This window comes from Litchfieldia salsa (assembly GCF_900104555.1).
Taxonomy (GTDB): Bacteria; Bacillota; Bacilli; order Bacillales; family Bacillaceae_L; genus Litchfieldia; species Litchfieldia salsa.
Genome location: NZ_FNJU01000011.1, coordinates 24,180 through 47,840, shown reverse-complemented (window position 1 = coordinate 47,840; position 23,661 = coordinate 24,180). Strand labels below are relative to the sequence as shown.

General features: G+C 34.5%; 27 protein-coding genes. 22 read left to right on the top strand and 5 right to left on the bottom strand.

Translation table 11 applies throughout. From position 1 onward, the window contains the following. Positions 1-108: 108 nt before the first annotated feature. The 4 genes from sigX to BLQ56_RS17745 all read left to right on the top strand — a co-directional run bounded on the left by sigX (position 109) and on the right by BLQ56_RS17745 (position 3,956). On the top strand, positions 109-660 hold the full coding sequence (sigX, locus tag BLQ56_RS17760; RefSeq protein WP_090857522.1) for an RNA polymerase sigma factor SigX: 552 nt from the start codon (positions 109-111) through the stop codon (positions 658-660). After that, positions 635-1,858 (top strand): hypothetical protein, encoded by a 1,224-nt coding sequence (locus BLQ56_RS17755; protein ID WP_090857519.1) that lies wholly within the window; start codon positions 635-637, stop codon positions 1,856-1,858. Before sigX ends, BLQ56_RS17755 begins: the two co-directional genes overlap by 26 nt. 218 nt (positions 1,859-2,076) lie before the next feature. Then, positions 2,077-3,054 carry a M23 family metallopeptidase gene (locus BLQ56_RS24140; protein WP_090857517.1) on the top strand — a complete coding sequence of 326 codons (978 nt, stop codon included), beginning with the start codon at positions 2,077-2,079 and terminating at the stop codon, positions 3,052-3,054. An 89-nt stretch (positions 3,055-3,143) separates the two neighbouring features. Further along, complete coding sequence (locus tag BLQ56_RS17745) at positions 3,144-3,956, top strand: histidinol-phosphatase (RefSeq protein ID WP_090857514.1); 813 nt, start codon at positions 3,144-3,146, stop codon at positions 3,954-3,956. A 115-nt stretch (positions 3,957-4,071) separates the two neighbouring features. Here the strand turns inward: BLQ56_RS17745 and BLQ56_RS17740 are convergent, their stop codons facing one another. Continuing rightward, positions 4,072-4,320 (bottom strand): ferredoxin, encoded by a 249-nt coding sequence (locus BLQ56_RS17740; protein ID WP_090857511.1) that lies wholly within the window; start codon positions 4,318-4,320, stop codon positions 4,072-4,074. 409 nt (positions 4,321-4,729) lie between these two features. Between BLQ56_RS17740 and BLQ56_RS17735 the strand changes: the two genes are divergently transcribed. Genes BLQ56_RS17735 through BLQ56_RS17720 form a run of 4 tightly spaced genes read left to right on the top strand, consistent with a single transcriptional unit; the run spans position 4,730 to position 8,522 of the window. After that, positions 4,730-5,794: a YpbB family protein gene (locus BLQ56_RS17735; protein ID WP_090857508.1), complete on the top strand. Its 1,065-nt coding sequence runs from the start codon at positions 4,730-4,732 to the stop codon at positions 5,792-5,794. After that, positions 5,784-7,337, top strand: coding sequence for a RecQ family ATP-dependent DNA helicase (locus tag BLQ56_RS17730; protein WP_090857505.1), 1,554 nt, complete (start codon positions 5,784-5,786; stop codon positions 7,335-7,337). Before BLQ56_RS17735 ends, BLQ56_RS17730 begins: the two co-directional genes overlap by 11 nt. After that, positions 7,318-7,911, top strand: coding sequence for a CPBP family intramembrane glutamic endopeptidase (locus BLQ56_RS17725; RefSeq protein ID WP_338011858.1), 594 nt, complete (start codon positions 7,318-7,320; stop codon positions 7,909-7,911). The genes BLQ56_RS17730 and BLQ56_RS17725 overlap by 20 nt, the downstream gene beginning before the upstream one ends. Positions 7,912-7,922: 11 nt before the next feature. Next, entirely contained in the window at positions 7,923-8,522 is a 600-nt protein-coding gene (locus BLQ56_RS17720; protein WP_090857499.1) for a LysM peptidoglycan-binding domain-containing protein, read from the top strand. Positions 8,523-8,552: 30 nt separating this feature from the next. On the opposite strand, the gene BLQ56_RS17715 is transcribed toward BLQ56_RS17720, so the two are convergent. The 3 genes from BLQ56_RS17715 to BLQ56_RS17705 form a co-directional block, all read right to left on the bottom strand. Beyond that, entirely contained in the window at positions 8,553-9,122 is a 570-nt protein-coding gene (locus BLQ56_RS17715) for a manganese catalase family protein (protein WP_090857497.1), read from the bottom strand. A 64-nt stretch (positions 9,123-9,186) separates the two neighbouring features. After that, positions 9,187-9,447: a spore coat protein CotJB gene (locus BLQ56_RS17710; protein WP_090857495.1), complete on the bottom strand. Its 261-nt coding sequence runs from the start codon at positions 9,445-9,447 to the stop codon at positions 9,187-9,189. Further along, a complete protein-coding gene (locus BLQ56_RS17705) occupies positions 9,444-9,674 on the bottom strand; it encodes a spore coat associated protein CotJA (RefSeq protein ID WP_090857492.1) in 231 nt (76 codons plus the stop codon). Before BLQ56_RS17705 ends, BLQ56_RS17710 begins: the two co-directional genes overlap by 4 nt. A 151-nt stretch (positions 9,675-9,825) precedes the next feature. Between BLQ56_RS17705 and BLQ56_RS17700 the strand changes: the two genes are divergently transcribed. The 6 genes from BLQ56_RS17700 to BLQ56_RS17675 all read left to right on the top strand — a co-directional run bounded on the left by BLQ56_RS17700 (position 9,826) and on the right by BLQ56_RS17675 (position 15,350). Next, the gene (locus BLQ56_RS17700; protein ID WP_090857489.1) at positions 9,826-10,215 is read left to right on the top strand and encodes a hypothetical protein; all 390 of its coding nucleotides are present in this window, start codon (positions 9,826-9,828) and stop codon (positions 10,213-10,215) included. 11 nt (positions 10,216-10,226) lie between these two features. Beyond that, positions 10,227-10,994, top strand: coding sequence for a metallophosphoesterase (locus tag BLQ56_RS17695; RefSeq protein ID WP_238457310.1), 768 nt, complete (start codon positions 10,227-10,229; stop codon positions 10,992-10,994). Positions 10,995-11,094: 100 nt separating this feature from the next. Next, entirely contained in the window at positions 11,095-12,006 is a 912-nt protein-coding gene (locus BLQ56_RS17690; protein WP_090857485.1) for a MerR family transcriptional regulator, read from the top strand. Between the two features lie 101 nt (positions 12,007-12,107). Continuing rightward, entirely contained in the window at positions 12,108-12,707 is a 600-nt protein-coding gene (locus BLQ56_RS17685) for a genetic competence negative regulator (RefSeq protein ID WP_090857482.1), read from the top strand. A gap of 300 nt (positions 12,708-13,007) precedes the next feature. Further along, on the top strand, positions 13,008-14,288 hold the full coding sequence (locus tag BLQ56_RS17680) for a Glu/Leu/Phe/Val family dehydrogenase (RefSeq protein ID WP_090857477.1): 1,281 nt from the start codon (positions 13,008-13,010) through the stop codon (positions 14,286-14,288). Positions 14,289-14,387: 99 nt separating this feature from the next. After that, complete coding sequence (locus BLQ56_RS17675) at positions 14,388-15,350, top strand: YpdA family putative bacillithiol disulfide reductase (RefSeq protein ID WP_090857472.1); 963 nt, start codon at positions 14,388-14,390, stop codon at positions 15,348-15,350. 59 nt (positions 15,351-15,409) lie between these two features. On the opposite strand, the gene BLQ56_RS17670 is transcribed toward BLQ56_RS17675, so the two are convergent. Then, positions 15,410-16,381, bottom strand: coding sequence for an asparaginase (locus tag BLQ56_RS17670; protein ID WP_090857467.1), 972 nt, complete (start codon positions 16,379-16,381; stop codon positions 15,410-15,412). Positions 16,382-16,524: 143 nt separating this feature from the next. Here BLQ56_RS17670 and prsW point away from each other — a divergent pair, with 143 nt between their 5' ends. The 8 genes from prsW (at position 16,525) to rpsA (ending at position 23,657) form a co-directional block, all read left to right on the top strand. Beyond that, positions 16,525-17,175 carry a glutamic-type intramembrane protease PrsW gene (gene prsW / locus BLQ56_RS17665; RefSeq protein ID WP_090857464.1) on the top strand — a complete coding sequence of 217 codons (651 nt, stop codon included), beginning with the start codon at positions 16,525-16,527 and terminating at the stop codon, positions 17,173-17,175. Positions 17,176-17,322: 147 nt separating this feature from the next. Continuing rightward, positions 17,323-18,600 carry a cell wall hydrolase gene (locus tag BLQ56_RS17660; protein ID WP_090857461.1) on the top strand — a complete coding sequence of 426 codons (1,278 nt, stop codon included), beginning with the start codon at positions 17,323-17,325 and terminating at the stop codon, positions 18,598-18,600. Positions 18,601-18,615: 15 nt separating this feature from the next. Continuing rightward, positions 18,616-19,959, top strand: a complete 1,344-nt coding sequence (gene ypeB, locus BLQ56_RS17655; RefSeq protein WP_090857459.1) for a germination protein YpeB — start codon at positions 18,616-18,618, stop codon at positions 19,957-19,959. A 157-nt stretch (positions 19,960-20,116) separates the two neighbouring features. Beyond that, a complete protein-coding gene (locus BLQ56_RS17650; protein ID WP_090857456.1) occupies positions 20,117-20,782 on the top strand; it encodes a flagellar brake protein in 666 nt (221 codons plus the stop codon). Positions 20,783-20,832: 50 nt separating this feature from the next. After that, entirely contained in the window at positions 20,833-21,015 is a 183-nt protein-coding gene (locus tag BLQ56_RS17645; protein WP_175490373.1) for a DUF5359 family protein, read from the top strand. Positions 21,016-21,073: 58 nt separating this feature from the next. After that, positions 21,074-21,745, top strand: coding sequence for a (d)CMP kinase (cmk, locus tag BLQ56_RS17640; RefSeq protein WP_090857450.1), 672 nt, complete (start codon positions 21,074-21,076; stop codon positions 21,743-21,745). 6 nt (positions 21,746-21,751) lie between these two features. Then, the gene (locus BLQ56_RS17635; protein ID WP_090857447.1) at positions 21,752-22,333 is read left to right on the top strand and encodes a lysophospholipid acyltransferase family protein; all 582 of its coding nucleotides are present in this window, start codon (positions 21,752-21,754) and stop codon (positions 22,331-22,333) included. Positions 22,334-22,511: 178 nt separating this feature from the next. Further along, the gene (gene rpsA / locus BLQ56_RS17630) at positions 22,512-23,657 is read left to right on the top strand and encodes a 30S ribosomal protein S1 (RefSeq protein ID WP_090857444.1); all 1,146 of its coding nucleotides are present in this window, start codon (positions 22,512-22,514) and stop codon (positions 23,655-23,657) included. Positions 23,658-23,661 lie beyond the last annotated feature (4 nt).

Sequence of the window (23,661 nt, the reverse complement as noted above, 5' to 3'; positions counted from 1 at the left end):
AATTATATTCCCAAATTTGCCAAATTTAATGTATGATTAAGGTGAATTTATGTGAAACCTTTTGATTGGTTTTATCGACTATTATTTTGAACGAGGAGGTTAAAGAGTATGGAGGCTGTTTTTCAGAAACTTTATGAAAAATATCATCACGATGTATTTTCGTTTTTATTATATATGGTGAAAAATCGTGAACAAGCAGAAGACCTCGTTCAGGAAGTGTATATAAGAGTATTAAAATCATATGATCGCTTTGAAGGTAAGAGTAGTGAAAAGACTTGGTTATTTTCAATTGCTAGACATGTGGCGATTGATTCATTCCGTAAGCAAAAAGGTTGGAAACATCGCATTATGGAATCTTTTGATTGGAATAAACAACAAGTCCAAGATGAGACGCCGTTACCAGAAGAAATAACCATACAAAATGAACAGATTCAAATGATGTATAAATGTCTTGATAAATGTACAGTTGATCAACGTCTTGTATTAGTCTTAAGGTATATACAGTCCTTATCAATAACTGAAACAGCCGAGACCCTTGGTTGGACAGAAAGTAAAGTGAAAACAACACAACATCGCGGTTTAAAGGTGCTAAAAGGGTATATGGAAGAGTCTGGTGTAAAGGAGGAAACATTAGATGAAAAGATCAGAGTGGAGCGATGAACAGCTAGAGCGTTTATTAAGTGAAATGCCGCAAATCAAGGACAACCGCAAACCACAGGATATCTATCAAAACATTTCTACTAAGGTTAATAAAAGAAGAAAAACGCCATGGCTTGTACCTAGTATAGCTGGCATAGCTGCTGTGATTTTAATTATTATGATGGGACCTTCATTTATTAATGAAATGAACAGTGGGTCTGAAAGTTCCTCCAAGGAAAGTGCTGACTTTGCTAATGAAACTAAAGAAGCCGAATCAGGAATGATGTCGATGGCTGGTAAAGAAGAAGCTAGAATGGCAGAAGATACTAAAAAAGAAGCAATGATGGATATCACAAGTGAACAGAAATCCACCTATGTTCTATGGGAAGAGGACTTAGAAAACAAGACGTTATTAACGTTTACAGTACCAATCTCATCAGCACAGTTTTATACAACAGTTAGTGTACTTACTGAAAATGATGGACGAAGTCCTATTGATAAATATAATGAATATATTCCCATGCTCAATCATTTGTTGAGTGAGAATTATAACATATGGGGAGCTGAAACCTTTGCATTAGATTATTTAAGATTTTCGGAGGAAACGCAAAGTGACGGAACAAAAAATATCATAGCAACTATTCCAGCGGAGGCTAATACACCTTCTTTTTCACCGACTCTTACAGAGGTGTTTAATATAACGATGACTGAGTCTTTCAGGTGGTTACAAGAAGAATATAAAAAAGTTGTATATATGGTAGATGGTCAAATTGGAGCTGAAATTGGGCAAACTGGTATTGTTGAAGAGGGAGTTGATCTTGTATCCTCGACACAAAAGGGCTATTTTATGTATGCTAATAAATCATCAGAAAAGAAATTTTTATCACATTCACTAAAATCTTATGACACGATTGAGGAAGCTTTTGAAGCGATGAAGCTAGAAGAAAAAAGAGGAGATTTTGTTTTAAATCCTTCAATTCCTAACGAGATGGTGTATCAATTAGGACATGATGAAGGTGGTAAGAACTTAACAATATCCTTCCAATCAACACTTGAGAATAATGATGAATATATCTTTGCCCTTGAAGCAATGTTGCTTACCGCAAAAGAGTTCGGGTTCGAATCAGTGACTTTCGAAGGGGATATTGATAAAGTAGGTACTATTTCGATAGGAATATCGATCCCTGTTCCAGTTTCACCAAACCCCATTGATTTATAAGAATGATTTTCGAACTTTTGAAGAGACTATTATTTTAGTCTCTTTTTTGTATGAAAAAAATTACATATTTTATGAAAGTATGTCAAATAATGAAAGGGTGTTTGTTCTGTTAGGGATTAGATAATTGTAACGATTACGTTACAAAGGTAAAAACCTGTACTATGTATAGACAGGCTTACATAATATATCTAACAACATAGTATTCAAGGGGGATGAAGATGGGAATGCAAATAAACAGTACCCGCCTGACATGTTTTTTAATAGTGGCATTTAGTATTGGACTATTTTTTGTTGGAGGTAAACCAACAAGTGCAAATACAGTAATACAAGAAAACACAGACCATTGGGTATGGCCGGTTATTGGAGAAATTACAGATACTTTTGGGACAAGGTCTGGTCGACATAAGGGGTTGGATATTGCCGCACCAAATGGTGTAGACGCATTGACGGTTGATGAAGGAGAAGTTAAAAAATCATACTATTCAACCACATATGGCCATGTAGTATTTATTAGTCATCCTAATGGCTTAGAAACAGTCTATGCTCATCTAAGTAAGAGGAGTGTAAATGAAGGTGATAAAGTGAAAGCGGGACAAAAAATCGGTGAGGTTGGAAGCACAGGTGTCTCAACAGGAGCACATCTTCATTTTGAAGTACATATTGGGGAATGGACATATGAAAAAAATAATGCGATTGATCCACTACAAGTCCTAAATGATAAAGAACTTTACTTAGCAATAGAGCAGGAAGAAGACGAACAAAAACGACAAAGCATGAAGTTAGCAGCTAGTGAGTATATAGAGGATTTTGACTCGTGGGAAACCATTGAACGTGAAGAAGGTCAAATTGCAGGTCAATCTGTTGTTGTCTCAAATCATCAGCATGTAAATGAGGAGGCCGAACCTATAGTAGTTAAGGTTCAGGAAGGACAGACATTATGGGGGATATCAAAAGAGCACAGTGTTTCGATCGACTCTATTATTAAATGGAATGAATTATCAACAGATTTATTACACGTTGGACAAGAGTTAGAAATATATGAAAATGAAGACGATGTTTATATTGTTATGGCTGGTGATTCCCTTGAGAAGATTTCAAATCAATTAGATATTTCAGTAGAAGCATTAAAAACTCTGAATCATATAGAAGGAGATTTAATTTTTCCTATGCAAGAGTTAATCATAAAAAAAGAATAAAGACGAAAGTTTCTTAATTTTCGCGCGTTAGGTAATTGTATTTACTATACAGAATGGTATAATGGTTAAAAACTTGAGGGGGAACAAGTATGTTAACAGATTACCATAACCATTTAGAGAGAGGAACACTCACACTAGATTACTTAAAACAGTTCACAGATGAAGCTGAAAAGAAAAAAATCGAGCATTTTGGTATTTCGGAACACGCTTATCACTTTTATCAGACTAAAAATATTTTAAGTAACCCATGGGTGGATGAACGTCGATTTTACGATATGAAGGATTATGTAGAATTATTTAAGCAAGCTTGGAATCAACAGATTAATGTAAAAATGTCAATTGAAATGGATTATACACCCGGTAAACATAAGGAGATGAAAGAATTCATTGATTCTTATGATTTTGATTATGTAATTGGTTCAATACATTGGGTGGATGACTTTGGAATTGATTTGGCTGAATTTCGTAAAGAATGGGATCGAAGGGATTTATTTGTTACATATGAAAAGTATTATGACCAGGTTGTTACATTAGCACAATCGAATCTTTTTGATATTGTAGGTCATTTAGATTTAGTTAAGATTTTCAACTATATTCCAAAAGATGAAGAATTCCTATTACAGCAATTTGACCGAGCTACTACCGCTTTAGCAAATTCAAAGACTTGTGTAGAAATCAGTACTGCTGGATTACGCAAACCTATTGGAAAGTTGTATCCAGATCCAAGGTTGTTGCAAATGTGTTTTGATAAGGGCATTCCTATTGTACTATCATCTGATGCCCATGTACCTGGTGATGTGGGTGCTGACTATAACCAAGCTATCGAATTAGCAAGAAGTGTTGGTTATGATACACTTATGACCTTCGAAAAGGGTGAACGTAAGGAAGTTCCTATTGGATAAATTTTTATAAAACAAAAAGAGGTGATTCCATTTGTCTAGGACAATAATGGAATTGCCTTTTTTGGATTGAAAAAGAGCTGACTATGAAGTCAGCTCCCTTACAGAAGAAAAACTACTATTCAAATTTAAGTGCGTCACCATCAAATGATTCGTCAGCCACTTTAATTGAGTCAGTTGGACAACCTTCAAAAGCATCCATCATATCTTCCTCTAGTACTTCTGGAATCTCAACAATCCCTTGGTTATCATCTAATGTTACGAATGCAATACCTTCATCATCGTAATCATAAATGTCTGGTGCAGCTGCACCACAAGCTCCACATGCAATACATGTTTCTTTGTCAACAATTGTGTACTTTGCCATGAGTAAATTACCTCCCAAATATCTTTGAAAATGTTCTAGAACATACTACACTATCTTCATCTTACTGATCGATTGGTAGAAGATGCTACGTATCCTTCATACCTATTGTAAAACTGTTTTGAAAACTTTTCAATAGAAAACTCTAGTGAGAATGCTTATCACAGCTAGGTTTACACCTAAAAGGACTACCTTACTAAATAATATTATAAAAAATTAATAATATTCAACTTTTTACTACAAGCTACATTTTGTTGGATCAATGGACGCTAATTCATGGAAATTATTATTAAATTCGATGAACATTCCCTCTAGAGGGAGTATTCATATACTAATCGATTTGATAAAATAGAGAAAAACCTTATTTCGACAAATTTCTGGATTAGGTTGTAAAAAAGGTGGTACGATTTCATTGAAAGTATCCTACCGGTCACTAATTTTATTATATTGCATTAACAAAGTGAAAAGTGAAAGATCGATCTATGGTATATATCATATCCTAACAGGCAAAAAGTCATCACAGGCAATTACAGATGGAGAATTTTATCAATTATCTAATTTGTTTAGTGTCATGAAGAAGATGAGTCGGAATGAACTTTTAAATAGTATTACGGAACTTACTTCAAATGGATTAATAGAAATCACAGAACAAAATAAATATCTTCCGACTTCTAAAGGGTGTAAGGTGTTAGAAAGAGATCCTATGCATTCACTATCTTTTATTAATGGACGAAAATACTATGACATGGGTATTCAATTTTGGCAAAAATTATCGTTGCTCATTCAGGTTCTCTCAAACTTACTGAGAGAAAAAAGAGATTATATTACCATTCAGCAGGATCAAACTATTCTAAATTGGACAAAAATCTATTTATTATCAAATATAAAAGCCAAGCATGAGCTATCCTTCGAAATATACAAAGAATGTGAAGATTGTCTAGATCAATTATCAGACACAGAAAGTACCATTTTTGTATTGAAATTATCGAGTTTTAATCGTATTGGTTGGACCAACCATCAGATAGCCTCTTATTTATCAAAGGATGAGACCTATGTTGAGCTTCTATTTCTAAATGCCATTCATTTTATACTAATGAGAATAGAACAGGAGCCAGATTGCTTCCCAAGGCTTAATGAAATATTTTCTTCGATCAGTAAAAGCATGTATTCTTTAACTGAATCAACAGAAAAAACCTTTCAAATGCTGAGTAGCGGTAAAACTATTGAAGAAATTGTCTTAATAAGAAACTTGAAGAGAAGTACGATAGAAGATCATATTGTGGAAATTGCTCACCATGTTAAAGAATTCTCAATTATCCCTTTTGTATCTCAAGAACAGCAAGAACTAATCATCAAAACACAAGGATCAATTAACACAATGAGATTAAAAAAGATTAAAGATGAAATAAAAAGCGATGTTACTTATTTTCAACTAAGATTAGTCTTAGCAAAAAGTGGTGTAAAACATGAATCTTGAGCAGGTTTTATTTGAAAAGTTTAACTATAGTTTTTTTAGAGAAGGTCAAAAAGCAATTATTGAAGATATTATTGATGGTAATGACGTAATCGCGATGCTGCCAACTGGAGGGGGGAAGTCGATTTGTTATCAATTACCTGCATATGTTAAGGACGGCTCAGTATTAATTGTGTCTCCCCTTTTATCTTTAATGGAAGATCAGGTTTATCAGCTGAGAAGAAAAGGAGAAAAAAGGGTTGTTGCATTAAACAGCTTTTTAACTGCAAACGAAAAGAATTATGTGATGAGACATTTAAATACATTTAAATTTATATATGTCTCTCCTGAAATTATTCAGTCAAGTTGGATAATCGATAAATTAAAGGGATTAAAAATATCTTATTTGGTCATAGATGAAGCACATTGTATTTCCCAATGGGGACATGATTTTAGACCTGATTATTCGCGGTTAGGAACGATAAGAAAGCAAATTGGAAATCCGCCATGTGTCGCCTTAACAGCTACAGCCACACCTGAGGTAGTAAAAGATATAGCAGAGTGTCTACAGTTAGAAAGTGTTCAAAAACACATCCACTCGGTTGATAGAAAAAACATCTCATTTGTTGTTGAAAATGTAAGTAGTTATCAACAAAAATTAGAAAAAGTATTAGAGTTGGTTCGATCGCTACGGGGACCTGGAATTATTTATTTCTCAAGTCGTAATGTAGCTGAAGGTGTAGCGGCATTTTTGCAGGAACATCAGGTGCAAAATGTAGCCTATTATCATGGTGGTCTTGATCATGAACAAAGAATGCTCATACAGCAGCAATTCATACATGACCAATTATCAGTTATCTGTAGCACAAATGCATTCGGTATGGGAGTAGATAAATCAAATATTCGATATGTGATTCATTTTCATTTTCCACCACAATTGGAAAGTTATCTTCAGGAAATTGGTAGAGCAGGTAGAGATGGAAAAGAGAGTATAGCAATCCTACTTCATAGTGTGAACGATCATGAACTTTCTGAGATGCTTATACAAAATGATTTGCCTAATAGGACACAATTGGAAAATGTGCTTACTTACTTAAACAACAAGCTGCTTGGAAATACTGAAATAAACTTCACAAAAGAAATAGAAACTGAACTTATGACAACTAACGTAATTTCAGAGACGCATTGGCGATTTATAAAGTATCATCTTGAGGAAAGTATGGTCATTCAACATTCAAGAATGGTTAAATCCTTTAGCATAACAGAGTTTACAGAAAAAATAGATTTAATAGTAAAAGCGAGAATTGATTATAAAGAAGATAAGCTTCACTTTATGAAAAATTGGATTGCTACAAAGCATTGTCGTAGAGAGGAAATGTTAGCATATTTTCATGAACATCTTAATGAAAAGCCTAAACGGTGCTGTGATAACTGTGCGAGTGATATTGTCAAAGCCTACAATGAAGAAATGAAGGAGCAGTATGCTATGAGTAAGCTGGTTTACGATTGGAAAAGGGAACTTCACAGCATACTTGTGAAGGAAGAGTGTGAGAAAGTCTATGAGTAGACAAGCTAATGCTATTAAAAGGATGTCGCACAAGGAAATCATTCTTCACCTCTATCTAACTCAACTTGTTTTATTAGCACTATCCATCTTTTTAGCATTTGTTCTATTTGACGATTATTCATCATTTAAGTCATTATGGAAATTGAATATAGATGTGTTTTTTATTGGTGGTACTGTAGCACTAGTTGTCATTGTAGTCGATTTATTATTAGCTAAATGGCTACCAGAGGAATTGCTTGATGATGGTGGTATTAACAAGCGCATGTTTCAAGAGTTAGGTATTGTACACATTCTTTTTGTTTGTTTTCTAATTTCATTTACTGAAGAACTTCTTTTTAGAGGAATTCTTCAAACTCATTTTGGATTATATACTGCCAGTATTGTGTTTGCCCTATTGCATGTAAGGTACTTATATAAGTGGGTGTTGCTCTTATCAGTAGTCGTGCTAAGTTTTTTATTAGGAGTTGTGTATGAATTAACTGATAATTTGTGGATTACAATCTTTACACATTTCTTAATAGATTTTGTATTTGCTGTTAAGTTAAGAATTGAATATGTTAAAAGTTTAAGTTAAGGGGTGAGTACATGAATCATCAAGAAGAAGATATACTTGAAAAGGTTGAGGGTGAAACCCTACCACCGAGGAGTAAAGTTCATAAAAATTCGAAGAAGAATACGAAGTTGAAAATAAAGTTTCCAGTGGTTCGGTTGCTTAGTCTATTTTTTATTCTACTGGTTCTTACTATAATCAGTACTACCATTTATTATAAAGACTCTATTTCATTACCCATAATTGTAGAGGAAGATAATCAGATATATGAAAAAATTAATTATGCAAATAAGGAACCTTTACAAATCAAGACTAAGAACGAAATAATTGATAAAGAAATAGAAGATGAGCCCCTTGTAAGTAATAACGACGAAATAACAACTGACGAAAATACTACCACTGAAGTGAAGAATAATGATCTAGCCGTTCAAAGGAAACAACAGGAACCAAAAAACGAGTATGAAATAAAATATCATACGGTGAACTCAAGTGAAACATTATATCGTATTTCAAATATCTATTACCAATCCAGAGATGGAGAACAGCTTATTAAAGAATGGAATGGTCTAAAGGGAAATAGAATATACGAGGGACAAGTACTTAAAATCCCAATTAAAATAGAGAATACCAAATGAGGCTTTCGATTTTGAAAGCCTCATTTGGTATTAAAATATCGTTTTCTTATCTTTTTCCTCTTTTAAGATTTCGACAGCTTCTCTAAATCTTTGTGAATGGACAATTTCACGTTCTCGCAAGAATCGTAGGCTATCATTTAAATCTGGATCATCGCTCATATTGATAATCCATTGATAGGTTGCTCTTGCTTTTTCTTCTGCTGCAATATCCTCATATAAATCAGCAATTGGATCACCTTTGGCTTGAATATAAGTCGCAGTCCAAGGAGCGCCAGCAGCGTTATGATAAAACAATGCACTATCGTGATTGACATAATGAGAATCAATTCCTGCTATTTTTAATTGCTCAGGTGTTGCATCTTTTGTAAGCTTATAAATCATGGTTGCAATCATCTCTAAATGTGCAAATTCTTCAGTACCTATATCATTTAGTAATCCGATAATCTTGTCAGGAATCGTATATCTTTGATTTAAATATCTTAGAGCAGCCGATAATTCTCCATCTGCCCCACCATATTGTTCGATTAAGTATTTCGCTAATAAGGGATTGCAAGTACTTACCTTAACTGGATATTGTAGCTTTTTTTCGTATACCCACATTGAATGACGTCCTCCTTTAGATCACTGTATCGAAAGTTGTTTAAAACATACACGTTGAAGATAATTAAACCTGCCATGGCCATGGACTGTCATCCCAATTCCAGGGATAACTTGAATAGCTCTTGCCGTATTGCAATAGCGGATGAAATTGAGCTTCAAAAAGCTTCGCCACTTTCTTTCGTTCATAAGCTGTATCGTTAAATTGTTTTATTGCATCATAATCATTTGGGTGCGTATCTAAATACAAGGTTAATTCAACTAAAACAAAATCAAGTGCTTGAAGATCTTCTAGTAAAGCGTAATATTCTGGGGGCATTTTTTTCATTCGACTACCTCCCTTTTCATCTTTTCATAAGGACTGTAATAAGGATCATAAAAAGCTTTCCAAAGAGTACCAGCACACAATGCTTCCTTAGGTGAAAACTGAGGAAGGTTTGCTGGTTGATATCCTATATAAAGATTAGGTGGAGTGACATAAGTTTTTTTGGGGAGTGGACGACATGGGTCAAAAGGACTGGAATAGGGCATATAGCTCTTTCTCAAAGTATACATAAAACTAACCTCCTATTGAGAATTTACAAAACAGTGTCAATTCATATTTATGGTTAAATTGAGATTTAATGACAAATTATTGGTAAGAAAGAAAATGGTTTAGCGTATGAGTATTAGTCTCCGAATATAGTAGGAAATAGGGGGCGGTCTGATGCGAAAAAAAATCATTCAATTACTGATTGGGTTTATCTCGGGTTGCTTATTAGTTAAATATATGAACATAACATTCCCACTCAGACTTGAGGAAGTAGTTATTAATTTTTTGTTGAGTCCAATGGATTTTTTTATTGTAATGATTTGTTTTATAATAAGCTTTGTTTTCCATGCAATATTTATTGCTGAATCTATAGAGAATACATATTTGTTAATAAATGGAGTAAGAGTTCCATTTCGGAATACACTTTTGTGTTATAGTGTTTTTATAAGCTTTTTCATTTTAAGTTTATTAGCTGTATGGGATGCTATCTTAATTCTTGCTTTTTCGATTTTATACGGATTATTATCTGTAGATTATAATTATTTGAAAACGAACAGAAGGTAGGAGGAATCTTTGTGGTTGGTGTTATTATTCTCTTCTTGCTTTGTATTGGTATTTTAGTTTATATGATTATAGAGGCTAGACAAAACAATATAACCAGGCAAACACTTTTATTTAAGAATTTCCCAAAAAGTTTTGGAGAAATTACCATTTTTTTTATTTCAGATATACATAAGCGAAGTATTTCAGAGAAGCTGATTGAGGAAGTAAAAGGATCAGCAGATTTGGTTATTATTGGAGGGGATTTATGTGAAAAAGGCGTCCCTTTGACTAAGATTGAATCTAATATAAAATTATTAAAGTCCATTGCCCCTGTTTACTTTGTTTGGGGTAATAATGATTATGAAATAAATTATCATGAATTGGATTCGCTTTTATTGAGTCAAGGTGTGACAATTCTAGATAACACGGCTGCAAGGTTCGAATCTGAGAGTGGGGATTCAATTGCTATTTTAGGGATTGATGATATTAGAGTAGGTCGACATCGTTTAGATCTTGCTCTAAAGGATGTTGGAGAGGAAGTCCCTTTTAAGATTTTAATTAGTCATAACCCCGTAATAGTAGATGAAATAAAACCAGAGAATGGGATTGATTTCATCATGTCCGGTCATACTCATGGGGGGCAAATTCGAATTTTTAATATAGGTCTTTATAAAAAAGGCTGCATAGAGAAGATAGGTTCAACTACATTACTTACTAGTAATGGATATGGTACTACAGAACTACCGCTTCGACTTGGAGCTCCACCTGAAACTCATCTAATAACGATTAAATCATTGTGAAAAATCAATTTAGCAATGTAGTACATATTTTACACATCTTACAAATTTAGATATAATACGAGAAGATAAGCGATGAGCTTCGGTGATATGGAGGCTTAAAATGGTATCAGAATATGGTAAATACAATATTAAAGCAATAACTAAAATGTTAGGTATCCAAGCAGGAACATTAAGAGCTTGGGAACGAAGATATAAAATTATTGCTCCTAAAAGAAATGAATCAGGTCATCGATTATATACAGAAGAGCATGTTCAAGTGCTAAAGTGGCTAATAGACAAGGTAAATAAAGGCTTTACAATAAGTCAAGCTGTTGCACTAATTGAAACAAGTAAATTCACTACTAGCCCTATCTCAAGTGAGCAAGTTGAAGAATATTCATTAGCACTTCAAAATGAATTGTTAGAAAGCTTAATTAGTTTTGATGAACATCAAGCCCAAGAATTAATGAACAAAGCTTTTAGTCTTTATTCAATTGATAAAGTTGTTATTGAAATATTAGGTACTCTGCTTGTCCAAATCGGGAATCTATGGGAAGAAGGGAAAATTACAAGTGCACATGAACGTTTTGCTTCTTCTTTTTTAAGATCACGAATTGGAATGATCCTTCATAGCCTACCTGTTAATGGAATGCTCCCTAAAGTTGTTTCGGTTTGTGGACCAGGTGAAATGCATGAATTAGGATTGCTGATTTTTACCTTATATTTAAGACGAAAAGGCTTTGAGGTTATTTATATTGGGACAGGCATTGCTGATGGTGACTTAGAAATTGTATTAGAAGAGATACATCCGAAATTTCTGTTTGTTTCTTGTACAATGGAGAAAAATGTGGATGAAACGATAAAGTTAGTTGAACGAATTGCAACTAACTTTAATGACTTATCGATTGGATTAGGTGGGAGTGCTTTCCACAATAATGAAAAGAATTTGACCCCTTATGACTCATTAATTATTGGAGAGAACCAACATCAGTGGGATCAATGGTTAAAAGAAAGACTTAGTCAACTAAAATAATAAACTAACTTCTATTTCTATTCTAAAATATAAGAACCATCTCGAGATGGATTCATAAACTATGAATAGGAATGTTGGCGTGACGGTAGGGAGGGGTCTTTATGCGTCTTGAACGCTTAAATCATAATAAGATCAAAATATTTTTAACGTTTGATGATTTAATTGAAAGAGGACTAACAAAAGAAGATTTATGGCATGATTCAATTAAAGTACATCAACTTTTTCGTGATATGATTGAAGAGGCAAGTGAAGAACTAGGCTTTGAAGCGAATGGGGCTATTGCTGTTGAAGTTTATTCCTTACAAGCTCAAGGAATGGTTGTTATTGTGACTAAGGATGTTGAAAGTCAGGATCATGATGATGAAGACGATGACTTCTCAGATGATTATATTGAAATGCAGGTTACTCTAGATGAAAGTGATGATCTCTTTTATGAGTTCCATACATTTGAGGATGTAATACAACTATCTTCAAGACTTGTACCATTGAATATTCTTAGTGGGAAGTTATATTCGTATAATCATCATTTTTATTTATTATTTGAAGAAGACGACATTCCTGATTCTGAAGTTTTAATTTCAATTCTTGCTGAATTTGGTAATTCTTCAACCATTACAAAATATAAAGTACATGAGTATGGAAAAATGCTTATAAGTGAACGATCAATTGAAGATATCTATCGGTATTTTCTAAAACGGTAATTTGTTGATTAACTTAAGAAGGTAAGACATTACATGATTTTTGCTTATTATGCATATGATTGTTATATGAGATAATAAACATGTGATTAATGTCTCCTTTTTAAGTTTTTTTTAGGACTAATAATAAAAGAATCGAAACAACATTGAAATCGCTTTCCTGTTTTTCGACATTTTCTTTGCTTGGATCAACAGCAGTTGTATACTATTTCTTGAAAGAGTTTAGTGATGGTTTTTAAAAAACAAAAATCATAAGTAAAATATCCAATGTTTAGCCTTTGAATATTTTTGGGAGGTTTCGAAATGGTAGCCGATAAAAATAAGGACAACAATGATCAAAAACAAGATAAACTAGATGTCCTGAAGTCAACGCAAACTGTTATACATAAAGCTTTAGAGAAATTGGGTTACCCTGAAGAGGTCTATGAGTTATTAAAAGAACCGATTCGGATGATGACTGTTAAGATACCTGTTCGCATGGATGATGGAGCAGTGAAGATATTCACTGGCTATAGAGCACAGCATAACGATGCAGTTGGGCCTACAAAAGGTGGAATCAGATTCCATCCAAATGTATCAGAAAAAGAAGTAAAAGCATTGTCGATATGGATGAGCTTAAAGTGTGGAATTGTTGATCTTCCATATGGTGGTGGTAAGGGTGGAATTGTTTGTGATCCTAGAGATATGTCATTTAGGGAGTTAGAGCGATTGAGTAGAGGGTATGTTCGTGCAATTAGCCAAATAGTTGGTCCTACAAAAGATATACCTGCGCCAGACGTTTTTACGAACTCTCAAATTATGGCTTGGATGATGGATGAATATAGCCGAATTGATGAATTTAATTCTCCAGGTTTCATAACCGGTAAGCCTCTAGTCCTTGGTGGATCCCATGGGAGAGAATCGGCGACAGCTAAAGGTGTGACAATCTGCATAAGAGAAGCAGCTGCAAAAAAGGGTATTGACTTGAAGGGTGCTCGTGTAGTTGTTCAGGGCTTTGGTAATGCTGGTAGTTTTTTAGCGAAATTTATGCATGATGCAGGTGCGAAAATCGTAGGAATATCAGATGCTTATGGTGGGCTTTACAATGCTGAAGGATTGGATGTTGATTACCTATTAGACCGACGTGATAGCTTTGGAACAGTTACTAAACTGTTTAGTGATACAATTACTAATAAAGAATTACTTGAACTTGATTGCGATATATTAGTACCTGCTGCAATTGAAAATCAAATCACTGAAGAAAATGCTTATCAAATTCAAGCTAGTATTGTTGTGGAGGCGGCTAATGGACCAACAACTCTAGAAGCTACCGAAATATTAACTCAAAGAGGAATCCTACTTGTTCCAGATGTATTGGCTAGTGCAGGGGGAGTAACTGTTTCATATTTTGAGTGGGTACAAAATAATCAAGGCTATTATTGGACAGAGGAAGAAGTAGAAGAACGACTTGAGAAAGTAATGGTTAAATCATTTAATAATATCTATGATACGGCTGTAACTAGGCGTGTGGATATGAGGCTTGCAGCATATATGGTTGGAGTCAGAAAGATGGCAGAGGCATCTCGATTTAGAGGCTGGATTTAACCAAGGAATTGTATATTGTTTGCACAATGAAAAAAAATCTCCTATGATTTTAATAGGAGATTTTTTGTAGATTTCGAAAATAATTTGAGGTGAACGTGTATGCAGAATGAGTCAGTAATTATTATTGGAGGAGGCCCCTGTGGTTTAGCTGCTGCAATTGCTTTGCAAAAGATTGGTCTTGATCCACTTGTAATTGAAAAGGGGAATATAGTAAATAGTATCTATCATTATCCAACACACCAGACCTTTTTTAGTTCTAGTGAAAAATTAGAGATTGGGGAAGTAGCTTTTATCACTGAAAATCGCAAACCTGTTCGAAATCAAGCACTCGCATATTATCGTGAAGTTGTTAAAAGGAAGAATATAAGAGTAAATTCTTTCGAAGAAGTTATTCAAGTTACTAAAAGTGACAAATTCTTGGTAGAAACTTCACTTGAAACTTATCATGCCAATTTTGTTGTAATTGCAACAGGCTATTATGACCATCCGAATTATATGGATATACCTGGTGAAAGTCTAGATAAAGTGTTCCATTATTTTAAAGAGGCTCATCCTTATTTTGATTGTGAAGTTGCTGTAATAGGTGGGAAGAATTCAAGTGTAGATGCAGCGTTAGAACTTGTAAAGGCCGGAGCGAGTGTAACTGTTTTGTATAGAGGGAGCGAATACTCTCAAAGTATTAAACCATGGATATTACCTGAATTTGAATCTCTAGTCCGGAATGGACAAATTAAGATGGAATTTGAGGCACAAGTAAAGGAAATTACAAATTCAGCAATCGTTTATGAAAAAGATGGGAGACGTATTTCGATCAAAAATGATTTTGTTTTTGCGATGACAGGGTACCATCCTGACCATGAGTTTTTAAAGAAAATGAATGTCAAAATTGATTTAAATACAGGTAGGCCCTTTTTTTATGAAGAGACAATGGAAACAAATATAAATGGTTTATTTATTGCTGGAGTAATTGCAGCAGGTAATAACGCAAATGAAATTTTTATTGAAAATGGTCGTTTTCATGGCGATATGATTGCAAAGAAAATTCAAGCTGAAATAGGGTAGAGAGGAAATAACCTGGTCATATCTTTTGAAAAGAAATCACCAGGTTTTTTATGTTGTTCTTATTTTTGAAATAAATCGTGTAATCCATCCTGACTTACGTTATTTTCTAGAGCAACTAACAATTTGAGTCTAGCTTTTTGACCATTTAAGCCATTAGAAAAGATAACACCTAGATCTTTAAGGTGTTTTCCTCCACCTTCGTAACTATATATGTCTTCAACAAATCCATTGAAGCATCGGGATACTAATACAACTGAGATTTGTTTTTCTATTAAATCATTAAGTTCCTGAATCATTGCAGGTGGTAAATTCCCTTGCCCGAGTGCCTCAATGACAAGACCATCAACACCTATATCCCGAGCAGCTTTAAGAAGTGCTCCGTCCATACCTGCATATGCCTTTAACATGATGACGTTTTTTGTAAGGGATTCAATATTGTAGGTTTGTCTGTGAATAGGTGTTTGATAAAATGTTACACCTCTTTTCGTGACAATGCCGATTGGTCCGTATTGTGGACTCTGAAACGTTGCAACATTGCTTGTATGTGTTTTGGTGACATTTCTAGCAGTGTGAATTTCGTCATTAAGTACGACCAACACACCTTTTCCTCTTGCAGAGTCACAAGCCGCAACCTTAATTGATGATATTAAATTGTATAAACCATCAGCACCTAATTCATTACTTGAGCGCATAGCACCAGTCACAACAATAGGTATCTCAAATGGCAGGGTCAAATCTAAGAAATAGGCTGTTTCTTCAAGTGTATCTGTACCATGAGTGATTACTACACCCTCAATTTTTTCAAGTTTCACTATTTCTTTAACCTTTCTCATCAGAATAAGCATTTCGTTTGTTGTTATATGTGGTGAAGGTAAATGAAATAACTCAATGACTGTTATGTCGGCTAAACTACTTAAATTATTCGTTGAACTCAAAAGTGGGTTTTCTTGATCTTGTTGAACCGTACCAGTTGTTTTATCCTCTTTCATAGAAATGGTTCCACCTGTATGTATAAGTAAAATCTTTTTCATTAAATATCTCTCCTACTTGGGTCATTTCTCTTATTTATGGATGTTCAATTTCTCTTTCTCATGTTACGATATTCTTAAATGAATCTCAATGACTATTACTTTTTTTGTGACACTTTTTAGAATTTTACGAAATGAGGAAGCATATGGTAGCTATCATTTCTGCGGGTATTGCTCCTGGGTTAGCACTACTTAGCTATTTCTATTTAAAAGACAGATATGACAATGAACCAATTTATATGGTTTTTCGTGTGTTTATATTTGGTGCAATTTTGGTATTTCCACTTATGTTTGTTCAATATGTTTTACAAGTAGAAGGAGTCTTTATTTCTGAATTTTTACATGCATTTATTGCCTCAAGTCTTTTGGAGGAGTTTTTTAAATGGTTTATTCTTATGTATATTGTGTTTCAACATATTGAGTTTGATGAGCCATATGATGGTATTGTATACGGTGCCTCAGTTTCATTAGGCTTTGCAACGTTCGAAAATATTCTATATCTATTTGGAAATGGGTTACAGTTTGCATTTGGTCGTGCATTATTACCCGTTTCGAGTCATGCATTATTTGGTGTAATAATGGGCTATTACATTGGTAAAGGGAAGTTTGCACCTAAAGATAAGAAGGCAAAATGGCTTATTCTTTCGTTGTTCATTCCTTTTATGTTACACGGTACTTATGATTTCATCTTACTTACACAAGAGCAATGGTTATTTTATATGCTCCCTTTTATGGTTTTTTTATGGTGGTTAGGGCTTAGGAAAGCAAAAAAAGCAAGGTTTTCAATGATAAATTAAAAATTATGATCTTTGAAGAGTCTAACGGTTGTTAGGCTTTTTTTATTTGGATTTAAATGAATTTCTATTGTTTTGTATAAAAACGACAACATTACAGAAAATACATGTAAGTTTATATAGAATTTGGTTAAGGAGGTAAATAAAATAATGAACTTCAAGTTGTTCATAAAGTTACCGATATTAGTGTTTATTATAATGTTTACATTGTTTGGAGGAAGTGGATTTGACAAAGTCGAAGCTTTCTCAGATCAGATTATTCAAAGGGGAGCAACTGGTGATGACGTCATCGAACTACAATCAAGACTTCAATACAATGGCTATTACCATGGAACTATCGATGGTGTTTATGGTTGGTCAACCTATTGGGCAGTAAGAAATTTTCAAGAGGCTTTTGGTTTAACTGAGGTTGATGGTTTGGCCGGCCAAAAAACAAAGGATATGTTAAAACGAGCAACAAAATACAACCGTGAATTTGTATATGAGAATTTGAAGAAGGGGAACCGATTTACACATTACGGTGGAGTGCCTTGGGATATACAGTCGGCACCAAATCAACAAACAATTGAAAAAGCTAAAAAAACTGCAGAAGCAAGACGTGCAGAGTCAGAGAAACGTTTCACAGCACAAGGATCCGCTAAAAGTAGTGACAACACTAAAGCACAGCCACAAGAAGGTGGAGGCCAAGCTCCTAAAGAAGAGAATCCACAAGGTGGAGGCCAAGCTCAAGGTGGAGAGAGTCCACAAGGTGGAGGCCAAGCTCAAGGTGGAGAGAATCCACAAGGTGGAGGCCAAGCCCAAGGTGGAGAAAATTCACAAGGTGGAGGCCAAGCCCAGGGTGGAGAGAATCCACAAGGTGGAGGCCAAGCCCAAGGTGGAGAAAATCCACAAGGTGGAGGCCAAGCCCAGGGTGGGGACAGTCCCGAAGGTGAAGCACAAGCACAGGGAGAAAATCCGCAGGGTGAGGAAGAACAACCACAAGATTCACCTGAACCAGCACAGGAGCCTGCGAAAGAAGAAGCTCCACCAGCAGAGTCTGCAGGACCAACAGCTGTAAATGTGCCTGGAGGATTTTCGCAAAATGATATTCAATTAATGTCAAATGCTGTTTATGGTGAAGCACGTGGAGAGCCTTATATTGGTCAAGTAGCAGTAGCTGCGGTGATATTAAACCGTTTAAATAGTGCAACATTCCCAAACACAATTTCAGGGATTATCTTTGAACCATTGGCATTTACTGCAGTTGCGGACGGACAAATCTGGTTAACACCAAATGATCAGGCAAGGAAAGCGGTGTTAGATGCAATTAATGGGATGGATCCGACTGGAGGAGCGACCTATTACTTTAATCCTGAAACAGCAACTAGCAAATGGATTTGGGGTAGACCACAAATCAAGCGAATCGGTAAGCACATTTTCTGTAGATAGAAAGGGTGAATAAGTATGCTACGAGGAATCTTTATCACGATATTAACTATAGGAATTATTGGTACCTCTTATTGGGGGTATAAAGAACACCAAGAAAAAAATGCAGTATTAATTCATGCTGAAAACAACTATCAACGAGCATTTCATGATTTGTCTTATCAAGTTGATTTGCTTCATGATAAGATTGGAACAACGTTAGCGATGAATTCACGTGATTCTTTATCACCAGCATTAGCTGAGGTGTGGAGAGTGACGTCAGAAGCGCAATCTGATGTTGGCCAACTACCATTAACATTGTTGCCTTTTAATAAGACAGAGGAGTTTTTAGCAAATATCGGTGATTTCAGTTACCGTACTGCAGTAAGAGATTTAAATGGTGAACCTTTATCTAAAGAAGAATATAAAACATTACAACAGCTCTACAAAAATGCTGAAGATATTCAAAAGGAATTAAGAAAAGTTCAGCATTTAGTAATAGAAAATAATTTAAGGTGGATGGATGTAGAATTAGCATTAGCTTCAGGAGAAAAACAAGCTGACAATACAATCATCGATGGCTTTGAAACGGTTGAGAAAAATGTTGAAGCCTACTCTGGAACAGACTTTGGACCTTCATTTGCAAGCATGAAAAATGGTGGTGAGTTTGAAGGTCTAGAAGGTAAAAAAATAGATGAGAAAAAAGCTCAGGAAATTGCAAAAGAATTTCTAGGACTTAAAGGCGACGTTAAAATGTCTGTGTCTGAGAATGGTGAGGGAGCAACAAACGGATTTTATAGCTTAAGAATAGATGACCCCGATTCTAAGTCTGAAATCTTTATGGATATCACAAAAAAAGGTGGATATCCAATTTGGGTCATCCAACATAGAGATGTAAAAACAGCAAAAATTAGCTTAAATGAAGCTAGTAACAATGCTATGAAGTTTCTCAAAGAACATAATTTCCACAACCAAGAGCTTTTCGAAAGTGCTCAATATCAAAATATCGGAGTCTTTAACTTTGTAGCAAGTGTCGATGGAGTTAGAATCTATCCGGATTCAATTAAAATGAAAGTAGCATTAGATGATGGTCATATTATTGGCTTCTCTTCAAGAGATTTTCTGATTTCTCATAAGGAAAGGGAAATACCAAAACCGGAAATCTCAATAGAGGAAGCTCGAAAAAAAGTAAATCCAAATCTAGAGGTAATGGAAGATCGACTTGCTATCATTACAAATGACTTGGGTGAAGAAGTTCTTTGTTATGAGTTCTTAGGTGTTATTGACAATGATACCTATCGATTATATATTAACGCTGAAAATGGATATGAAGAAAAAGTAATAAAGCTTAAAAATGCAGAACCATTGTATAATCAATCATAAGATATTAATTGGGAAAGTGAAATATGCTTTCCCTTTTTTTTATTACATGATTTAATAGAATATAGGCATTTTTAGAGGACCCAAAGAAATACATCCAACTAAGGCTTGAAGTTGTAAGAATATCCTAGACATTAGATGGTAGAAAGAGTGATATAGTTTGTTGAAAATTGGAGAAACAATCACCTTAGAGTCGCTTGACGACAATGCACATAAATATCGTTGCCGATTAGTTGAAAGCAATGGTCATCAATTATATATTGATTATCCTATAAATGAGCTAACTGGTAAGTCTGCTTTTTTTATGAATGGGACAAGATTAAAAGGTTCTTTTGTTGGTCAAGATAATTCGATTTATTTATTTGACACAGAGGTTGTTGGGCGAATGATTAAGGAGATTCCAATGGTCATTATCTCCTTCCCAGGCTATGAAAAATTAAAAAGAATCCAAAGAAGACAATTTGTTAGAATTGATGTAAATGTTGACGTTGCTGTTCACTCAAAGCAACAGCGTTTTTCTCCTTTTGTTACCTTATCAACTGATATTAGTGCAGGCGGTGCTTCAATTATTCTACCTAATAAAAATCAATGTCAAGCTGGTGATGAGTTAATTACGTGGTTTGCATTACCTATGGTTTCGGGCGAAAATCAATTTTTGAAACTAGAAAGTAAATTAATTAGAGTATTAACGGATAAGGAAACTGGCAGGAAAAGAGCATCATTACAATTTATTAACCCTAATAATAACGAAGTCCAGGTGGTCACAAAGTTTTGCTTTGAAAAACAGGTGTCTCTTCGTAAAAAAGGAATTCAAGATATCGAATAATTATTCCTCTTTTTTCGCATAATAATAAAAAAAGTATGGAGTTGTGCGACATGAAGAGGTTTGAGAAAATATTGATAAAATTAATCATCATTCAACTAGTATCCTTAATCATAGCTCAAGGCCTATTGTTATATACTCCTATCTCACCTTATCTAACAAAGATGGTTGATTATGAAGGAGTCAATAAATCTGAAGCTACACAAACAATTGAAACATTTTTTCATAATAAGTAATTTCAAATAGAGATTTTAAGTTATATTTTGTTTTGTATTATAGGGGGATTTAAACTTAATGGAAAAACATATTTCAATTGCAATCGATGGTCCGGCAGCTGCTGGGAAAAGTACGGTTGCAAAAATTATCGCTAAAAAACTATCTTACATATATATTGACACTGGAGCAATGTATCGATCATTAACTTATAAGGCAATAGCAGAAGAGATCAACCTAGAGGATGAAGATAAATTACTTGAACTGTTGCTTCATACTAAAATTGAATTAAAACCGGTTCCAAATGGTCAACTTGTTTATTTGGATGGAGTTAATGTTACAGAGGAAATAAGATCAAATTTGGTTACCAATTCTGTATCAATTGTAGCAAAGCATCGTGCTGTTCGTGAAGAAATGGTATCAAGGCAACAGCAATTAGCTGTTAATGGTGGAGTTGTCATGGATGGAAGGGATATTGGAACACACGTCCTTCCTAATGCAGAAATTAAAGTATTCTTATTGGCTTCAGTAGAAGAAAGAGCAGTAAGGCGACATGAAGAGAACGTCTCAAAAGGAATGGAATCGAATCTTGATCGCTTAAAAGAAGAAATTGCTCTAAGAGATCAGTTGGATTCTGAGCGTGAAGTAGCACCTCTGAAAAAGGCAGATGATGCAATAGAAATTGATACTACATCTATGGCGATTCCTGAAGTAGTGGACAAAATTATGAATCTTGTCAATGAGAGGGGTTGATATGAAATGAGTTTTTATATCTTTGCAAGAGAAACAGTTAGGACACTTTTAAAACCATTTTATCGTATAGAAGTTATTGGCCAAGAAAACGTGCCAAAGAATGATCCTGTCATCATATGTTCTAATCATATAGATAATTTAGACCCCCCTGTTGTTGGTATTACAGTGGAAAGACCTGTTCATTTTATGGCAAAAGAAGAATTATTTAAAGTTCCTGTTCTTGGTAAACTTATTAGTAAAACAAACGCATTTCCTGTTAAACGCGGTATGAGTGACAGGGAGGCCTTACGAAAAGCGATGAAGATCCTAAAAGATAATGAGGTTTTAGGATTATTCCCTGAAGGTACTAGAAGTAAGGATGGTAAGCTTGGGAAAGGGTTAGCAGGTGCAGGTTTTTTTGCTCTCCGTTCAAATGCTGTTGTTATTCCATGCGCCATTATTGGACCTTATAAAATATTTGGCAAGATAAAGGTGGTCTATGGACAACCAATTGAAATGGATCATTTAAGGCAGGAGAAAGCATCTGCTGAAACAGTGACAGAACATATTATGGCTGGAATACAACAATTGCTTGAAAAAAATATATAGTTTAAGAGTTTGTACTTGACAAAAAGTAGCATTTATTAGAAGTTTATTAAAGAAAGAATTTTAGAATAGATATAGTCCTGAGAATTTTCTGCTAACAATTCGCGAGGGTATATGACACATTTGCATGGCAAAGTAGTACTCTAGTTTTGTCAGCAGGTGGACTTAAGGAGGTTAAGTGATGGTTGAGGATATGAATCAAGTTGATGTGAAAGATTTAGAAGTTGGAGACATTGTTACTGCCACAGTAACAAAAGTTGAAGAAAAGCAAGTAATCGTGAGCATTACAAACAGTAAGGTTGATGGCATTATTCCCATAAGTGAACTCTCTAGTCTTCATGTAGAAAAAGCGAGTGATGTAGTATCAGAAGGGGAAGAATTAGAGTTAAAGGTCACTAAAGTTGAAGAAGAGACTTTAATTCTTTCTAAGAGAGCTGCAACTGCAGAAAAATCTTGGGAAATATTAGAAGAACGATTTAATTCTGGTGAAGTGTTTGAAACAGAAGTGAAGGATGTAGTGAAAGGTGGTTTAGTCGTTGATATTGGTGTTAGAGGTTTCATTCCTGCCTCGTTAGTTGAAACACACTATGTTGAGGACTTTTCTGAATACTTACACAACACTTTAACAGTAAAAGTAGTAGAATTAGACCGTGAAAAAAATCGAGTGATTCTTTCCCATCGTGCGGTTGTTGAAGCAGAACAGAAGCAACAAAAGAACAAAGTAATTCATTCATTAGAAGCTGGTCAAGTTCTGGAAGGTACAGTTCAGAGATTAACTGATTTTGGTGCATTTGTTGATTTGGGTGGAATTGATGGTCTAGTACATATTTCACAATTGTCACATAACCATGTTGATAAACCTTCTGATGTGGTAGAAGAGGGTCAAAAGGTTACTGTGAAAATTCTATCAATTGATCTTGATAATGATCGAATATCTCTATCTATTAAGGATACCTTACCTGGACCATGGGCAAATATTCATGAACAAATTGCGCGTGGTGACGTAAAAGAAGGTACAGTAAGAAGACTTGTATCATTTGGTGCATTTGTTGAAATTATTCCAGGTGTGGAGGGCCTTGTTCATATCTCTCAAATTTCTAATAAACATATCGGTACACCGCATGAGGTTCTAAAAGAAGGACAAAAAGTAAATGTAAAAGTCTTGGAAATTAATGAAAAAGAGCAAAGAATTTCTTTGAGTATGAAAGAGCTAGAAGAAGACTATTTTAATGAAGAGGATCTTATTAAGTACCAACAAAAAGAAGAGTCTTCTTCAGGTTTTCAATTAGGGGAAATGATTGGGGATCAATTAAAAAAATTAAAATAAGATT